This window comes from Arthrobacter sp. ISL-5, assembly GCF_018613835.1.
Classification (GTDB): Bacteria; Actinomycetota; Actinomycetes; order Actinomycetales; family Micrococcaceae; genus Arthrobacter.
On the sequence record NZ_JAGGPM010000070.1, the window covers coordinates 754 to 6,649 of the forward strand.

The 5,896-nt window shown below is 63.4% G+C and carries 5 protein-coding genes and 2 pseudogenes; 1 reads left to right on the forward strand and 6 read right to left on the reverse strand.

What is annotated here, in order from left to right:
- Window positions 1-208, reverse strand: a pseudogene (locus J7I89_RS25525) (IS3 family transposase); the annotation flags it as partial.
- Between the two features lie 63 nt (window positions 209-271).
- A complete protein-coding gene (locus J7I89_RS24840) occupies window positions 272-1,120 on the reverse strand; it encodes an alpha/beta fold hydrolase (protein ID WP_214976032.1) in 849 nt (282 codons plus the stop codon).
- 712 nt (window positions 1,121-1,832) lie between these two features.
- On the opposite strand from J7I89_RS24840, the pseudogene J7I89_RS24845 reads away from it, so the two are divergent.
- Window positions 1,833-2,878, forward strand: a pseudogene (locus J7I89_RS24845) (IS110 family transposase); the annotation flags it as partial.
- A 90-nt stretch (window positions 2,879-2,968) separates the two neighbouring features.
- Here the strand turns inward: J7I89_RS24845 and J7I89_RS24850 are convergent.
- From J7I89_RS24850 to J7I89_RS24865, 4 genes are all read right to left on the reverse strand, one after another.
- On the reverse strand, window positions 2,969-3,250 hold the full coding sequence (locus J7I89_RS24850) for a helix-turn-helix domain-containing protein (RefSeq protein WP_056630244.1): 282 nt from the start codon (window positions 3,248-3,250) through the stop codon (window positions 2,969-2,971).
- Window positions 3,247-3,651, reverse strand: coding sequence for a VOC family protein (locus J7I89_RS24855; protein WP_056630246.1), 405 nt, complete (start codon window positions 3,649-3,651; stop codon window positions 3,247-3,249). The genes J7I89_RS24850 and J7I89_RS24855 overlap by 4 nt, the downstream gene beginning before the upstream one ends.
- 592 nt (window positions 3,652-4,243) lie before the next feature.
- Entirely contained in the window at window positions 4,244-4,621 is a 378-nt protein-coding gene (locus J7I89_RS24860; protein WP_028275079.1) for a hypothetical protein, read from the reverse strand.
- Window positions 4,622-5,017: 396 nt separating this feature from the next.
- Window positions 5,018-5,656: a DinB family protein gene (locus J7I89_RS24865; RefSeq protein WP_308160038.1), complete on the reverse strand. Its 639-nt coding sequence runs from the start codon at window positions 5,654-5,656 to the stop codon at window positions 5,018-5,020.
- Between the last annotated feature and the right edge of the window lie 240 nt (window positions 5,657-5,896).

Genomic DNA, 5,896 nt, shown 5'->3' on the forward strand with positions numbered 1-5,896 from the left:
GCAGCTTCGTATAGACCTGCATGGGTGCCAGGTCCACGAACTCCGGTGAGTTCAGTGCCGCCAGGATCTCCGCCCTCTCGGCGGCGGTGAGTTTGTTCTGCGGCACCACCGGCGCATGGTCCCGCGGCAGGGCCGGTTTCCGGTTCGCGGTCGTCCTGGAAACACCGGTCAATGATGCCGCCCGGCGTGTGGGGATCTTCAGTTCCAACCGCGGCCTGACCTCTTGCTTGTTGTACTCGAAGTTAGGCTTCGGCCCAGGTGTTAGCACCTATCAGAGGGTCGGCGTGGTCGTCGGCGAACTTCCTCCCGCCAACTGAACCGCCCGCTTCGTGACCTCTATGTAGGGTCCGGGCGTGGTCAGGTGAGGCACGTGTGCGGCGCCTTCAATCGTCTCGCGTGTGACCTGGGGAATCAGGCTTTCCAGTTGATCAATGATGCGTGGGAATATTGGCGGACTTTCAGATCCTTGCGTGAGTCGTACCGGCATGGCAAGACCGCCGAGAGCGCCTTTGTCGATGCTGTATTCATTAGGATCCTTGATCTCATCGAGGAAGGTGGGGGCGTTCCGAATGAACATCTCCTTCACAGGGGGCGGGAATTGGGTGTCCCAGGTGCCGGGGCCAAAGGCCACCTCCTCGACGAACTGCCGTGCCGCGCCTGCGTGGTCGCCAGCCGCGATACTCCGGCCCACGGACTCTAGGCTCCGGGAGGTCTGTGACAGCATTGCCTGGCTCTCGGGATCGTCTTCGAGCAGGTCCATGAGCGGGGGTTCGTGGCACGTCAGAGACCGGAACACCCTCGGCTCCCTGATGGCCAGCCTTAAGGCGATATTGCCGCCCGCAGAGTTCGTCACCACATGTGCCGGAGCCAGGTCGAGGGCCTCCAGCAGCCCGACGAGGTCGTCGCCGTCCTCATCCCAGCTGCCCTGGGTCTCGGGCCTCTCACTCTGCGAGTGACCTCGCCGGTCGTAGACCAGCACCTGGAAGGACTCGGCCAAGCCTTCAAGTACCTGTCCCCACGACGTGGTATCCGCCCATGACCCGTGCACCAGGGCCACTGGATCCCCCGCTCCGTGGAGTTCATAGTAGAGGTTCACGCCGTTCACCCGTGCAATAGCCATCGAACTCTCCTCAGTCTTCTTTGACCCGTCCCACGCCAGACTTACCTAGGGGCCGTGGAAGGTCAATCCCCTATGCCTTGTTGATCATTGCGGCACACCGCACCGGTGCTTGCTTGCGCCAAGCACCCGCTGCTGGACAGGAGCGCCTTCGGGCATTTTGGCCATGCAGAAGGTTGCCGTCGCCGGTGCCGACGGGTCTCGGCTGCTTGACAACATCATTGAGATTCCTTCGGATTATCGTGCCCGCTCCGGCCCCATCCAACCCCTCCTTCGTCGGGGCCTGCGGCCCGCACAATCGGCTCCGGCGCTCCTTCGTCGCTTATTTCCTGCGCAGATTGCACAAGCCTTGCCCTTCGGGTGGACAGGGCCTCCGTCGGGCACAGCTCCGCAAGCTTCGCCAGCAGGCAAAAAACAACTGTGAGTCTTTACGTGGCTGGTCTGGGACTAGCTGGCAGTGTTGATGCCGGTCGTTCTGCCTGGTGCGTGACTCGAAAAAACAATTGCCCTTGAGGGTGCGTTTCCCCCGATTTGTCCGCGCTTGGTGGAGCGGCCGGCGCTGGCCTGTCCCACGTCGTTGGCTTGATTAGAAGCTTGTCCAGCCTTTAGAGGTTGTGGCTCATCACAGTTTTGCCGCGGGGTGACTCTTCCCAGGTCCGGCGCCGGTCGTGCTGCGGCCATTCTTGCCCGTTCGAAAGGAAGGAGGGTGGCCGCGTTGACTATCGTTGCGCAGACCCGCCCGTTCGTCATCGGCGTGGACTGTCACGCCCGCACACACACACTTACGCCATCATCGAGGCCAGTACCAAGCGACAGGTCGCGTGCGAGCAGTTCCCGACCACCCCGGCAGGGATTTCCCGCGCACTTGCCTGGGCGGGCCGACGGACAGACGGCGATATGGGGTGTCTGTGGGCTGTTGAGGGTATCGGCTCCTATGGTGCACGTCTGGCCAAGGCAGTAACCGACGCCGGCTACGACGTCGCCGAAGCACCACGAATGAACGCCCGCGGCCGCCGAGGGCTGGGCAAATCCGACCCGTTGGACGCCGCCGCCATCGGAACCGCTGTCCTGGGCTTGGAGGAGTCCCAACTCCGGGCTCCGCGACAGAATGAAGGAACCCGTGCCGGACTCAGGATCCTGGGTGCAGCCCGGGATCAGCTGACCCGGGAACGAACAATGAATGTCAATGCACTCATCGCCCTCCTCCGGGCACATGACCTTGGAATCGACGCCCGTAAACCTCTGGTTCCCGCCCAGATCGCCACCATCACTAGATGGCGGGAACGACAGGAGCAGATAGAACTATCGATCGCGCGCGAGGAAGCAGTTCGGTTGGCGCGCCGCGTTCTCGAAGTGACCACTCAGCTCGCGGCGAACCAGAAGCGCATGACAGAACTGATCCAGCAAAGTCCCGCCGCCCCGCTGTTGGAGATGGTGGGCGCTGGCGCCGTTTCAGTCGCTGCCGTCCTGACGGCTTGGTCGCATCCAGGAAGGGTTCGCAGCGAAGCTGCTTTCGCGTCATTGGCAGGGGTGAATCCCTTGCCGGCCTCAAGCGGTAACACTGTCCGTCACAGGCTCAACAGGGGCGGTGATAGGCGCCTCAATCGTGCCTTGCACACCATCACCATGACCCGGATGGTTCACCATCCCGGAACGCGGGAGTACGTCGCCAAACGCACCCAAGAAGGCCGCGGCTACCGCGAAATCCGAAGATCCCTCAAGCGCTACCTTGCCCGAACCCTTTACCGTCAGCTCAACACCCTTTACGCCTCCATGGATCCAGCCCGACCACATGTTGCAGGGGCAGAGCCCAGCCAACTCGCCGGAGCGTATCGCGATTCCGCGCCACGCCTAGGCCTCATCGCTGCCCCAGCGTCCTAGCGCGATGATCGCCTCACGCAAGGCAAGCCCGCGATCGGTCAGCGCGTAGGCCCGGGTGTTGTGCCGGAGGGGCAGCCGGGACAGTACCCCGGCCGCTTCGAGCTCGCGCAGGCGGGTCGCGAGAATGTTCGTCGGCACTCCGAGGTCGCGCTGCAGATCTCCGTAGCGCTGCGGCCCGTCGAGCAGCCGCTCCACGATGAGCAGGGCCCACCGTGCTCCAACGATATCGAGGGCCGCGGCGAGGTCGCTCACTCGGTCGGATCGGCGTCCGGCTTCATCCAAAACGGTGAGTAGTGGTAGCCGTCAGGGTCGTCGAACTGGCGCTGGTACATGAAGGGGTAGTCGTCGATATCACCGATCCGCCCGCCGGCGGCACCGGCGCGCTCGACGAGCTCATCGACCGCCTGACGGCTGCCGAGGTCGAACGAGACCGTGACCTTCGAGGGGGTGTCGGGTCCGCCGACCAGCTCCTCGGCGCCGCCGACGCTCGCATACATCTCGCGGCTGCCGAGCATGACGTACTGCTCGGGCGCGATCGCGAAGCATGACACGTTGTGATCGGACATCTCTGGGTTGAGGGTCCAGCCGAGAGCGGTGTAGAAGGCGGTCGCGCGCTCGACGCTCTCGACCGGGCAGGTGATGAAAAGGCTCATGCGTCCCATACTTGCAAAATGCAAGTGCGACGTCAAGACTCGGCCGCGCGGTCCGCGACTTCCGGGCGTGTAGGAGCACGTTCAGGTACGGACGAGTAATAAGGACCAAACCGTGCGTTCGGCAATGGTGCAGGCAGGGGTCTTTAACCGGGCGTCGCCGCATCGCTCAGGCCGAGATGTCTTATATGGCCGCGCCCGGCTGACGGGATTCGAGGCGCCCGGGTTATGAGACACATCGCCTCGGTTCGTAGCAGGGTTCAGCTGCACGGAAGGGGATCCTTTACCGGGCGCCGCCGCGAGTGAGCGTGACCAGTAACGGTCGTATTCGTGCGCTGGCCACACCGCATCGTCCGCGGCTCCTGACGCCGCGCCAATTCGCGGAACGCCGACACTGACCTTTGCACGAAACACTGGACGTGTGGAGTTGGTCGCTCTGTGGCGGCGTTTTTTGGTCGCTCCGTGTCGCAACAGTGCCCGTAAGGCGAGCACCTATTCCCAATACATCGCAGCCGCACGTGAGCAGAGGCGCATCTCATGACCGCCGACACGAAACGCCGAGGCTAGTCGACGCACCGGATCGCGTCGCAGACGTTCACGGCTGGGCGTGACGCTCCAACGCGTCCAGAGTCGTCTCGGGCGATGTGTTGAAGCAGAAGGTGATTCCGGGCGATTCCGCATTGCACACGTTGATGATCCGTTCGAAGAGCTCGGTGTACTCCGGGATCATCCTGATGCCGCCCCCGATCATCACGAGGCCGAAACGATCACGACCGAACGCCGAGCGAATCTCTGCTTCGGCCTCGTCCGGGGAGGTGCCGATCAGGCAGTTGACGGCGTCGAAGCCGGCGGCCGTAGTGGCCCCGAACCCCGCTTCGATCCGTTCGGTCATCGTGGCCTCGTCGAGGCCAGGAGGCAGCTTGCTATAGTCGAGGGCTCGCGCGTGGATGCCGATCATGAGGATTCGAGTCATGGGCCTCATTGTGGCATGCACGCCTCACCAACGAGTTAGCCAAACCGCACCACCAATCAGGCGGGCCCGCTGGATCCTTGCTCGACCCGCCCCGCCCCAGATGAGCTGTTCCTGTAGTGCAGAGGACTCCTGACGTTCCGTGCAGACGACTTCGGAAAATGACATCGGTGGGCCGGCCCCAGGTTGCGACCGCCCGTTAGACGGTGGCTCAGCGGACGCCGCTGCGTCCGATTGGGGATCGGCTTGCGGGCACCTATGCACCGATGCGGACGTAATCCTCTTTATCATCTCGTGCACGAGATGACGTTAAATTCTCTATGACGCGGGACACATTCATGGAATTGCCGACTTCGTAGAGACTCCGCCAGCTGAGCTGTCCGCGGTGCGCGCTCGTCGCTACTGAGCGTGGTGAACGTAGAGGTCGCGGAGCAGCGCGATCTCGGCTCCGTGGTGCAGGATCTCCTGGTTCTCCCACCACACGATCGACGGAAACGTCTCCTCGGCATCGCTGCCGTACGGGTAGCTGCTTAGCCCGGTCCGGTCATAGTCGGACTCATCGACACTGAGTAGTACCCGGCGCCAGTCGGCTGCGGCCTGACGGAACCTCTCGATAGCGCCAGCTGCATCTGGTCGTGATTCGTACGTCGCTCGATCGAACGTTCGGTCGCCCCCGAGGTGGTTGGATCGGCCCAACAGCGTCTCGGAGATGTGGTCAAGCCGCCAGGCGATCGTCGTGAGGGGCGGAGGCCACGGACTTTCGGGGGCGCCATCTCGCCCCCACTCACCCGCACCGATGAGCTTGATCGCGCCCGGTCCGGGCCCATCGGCGCGCCTCCGTACCGACCAGCACGCGTCGACCGGTTCCCAGAGGTACTCGGCGTCCGTCAGTACCGGTACGTCGACGTCGCTGTCATCACCCGAGTTGCTGGTGGGCCCGGCGAGGCGAGTGAGTAGTCGTTCCGTCGCCCAGTCGTACTGCTCGAGCAGTGGCTTGAGGCGCTGGTTGGTCATCATGGCATGCAGCCTATACCCCACGAGATGCCGTTAGGCGCCTACGCACGGTCGATGTTCGTCTTCGGGGCATCTGCTGGCTGTCCACGACCAAGTGCCCGCCAAGGGATCCTTTAGCGGACGTCCTGCAGGTTCCATGGGCTGATCGTCGGAAGCTAAGCCTTGATCCACCGATCTGCCTGGTTGGATGATCTGATTCCGGTTTCGGCGGTTTTTCGGGCTGAGGGCGTGCCGGAGCGCCGGGCCTCGCTGCCGTTGGGTGTT

Coding starts and splice junctions, on each gene's coding strand:
- J7I89_RS24840 (WP_214976032.1), bottom strand. CDS start 1,120: ATGGCTATTGCACGGGTGAACGGCGTGAACCTCTACTATGAACTCCAC.
- J7I89_RS24855 (WP_056630246.1), bottom strand. CDS start 3,651: ATGAGCCTTTTCATCACCTGCCCGGTCGAGAGCGTCGAGCGCGCGACC.
- J7I89_RS24860 (WP_028275079.1), bottom strand. CDS start 4,621: ATGACTCGAATCCTCATGATCGGCATCCACGCGCGAGCCCTCGACTAT.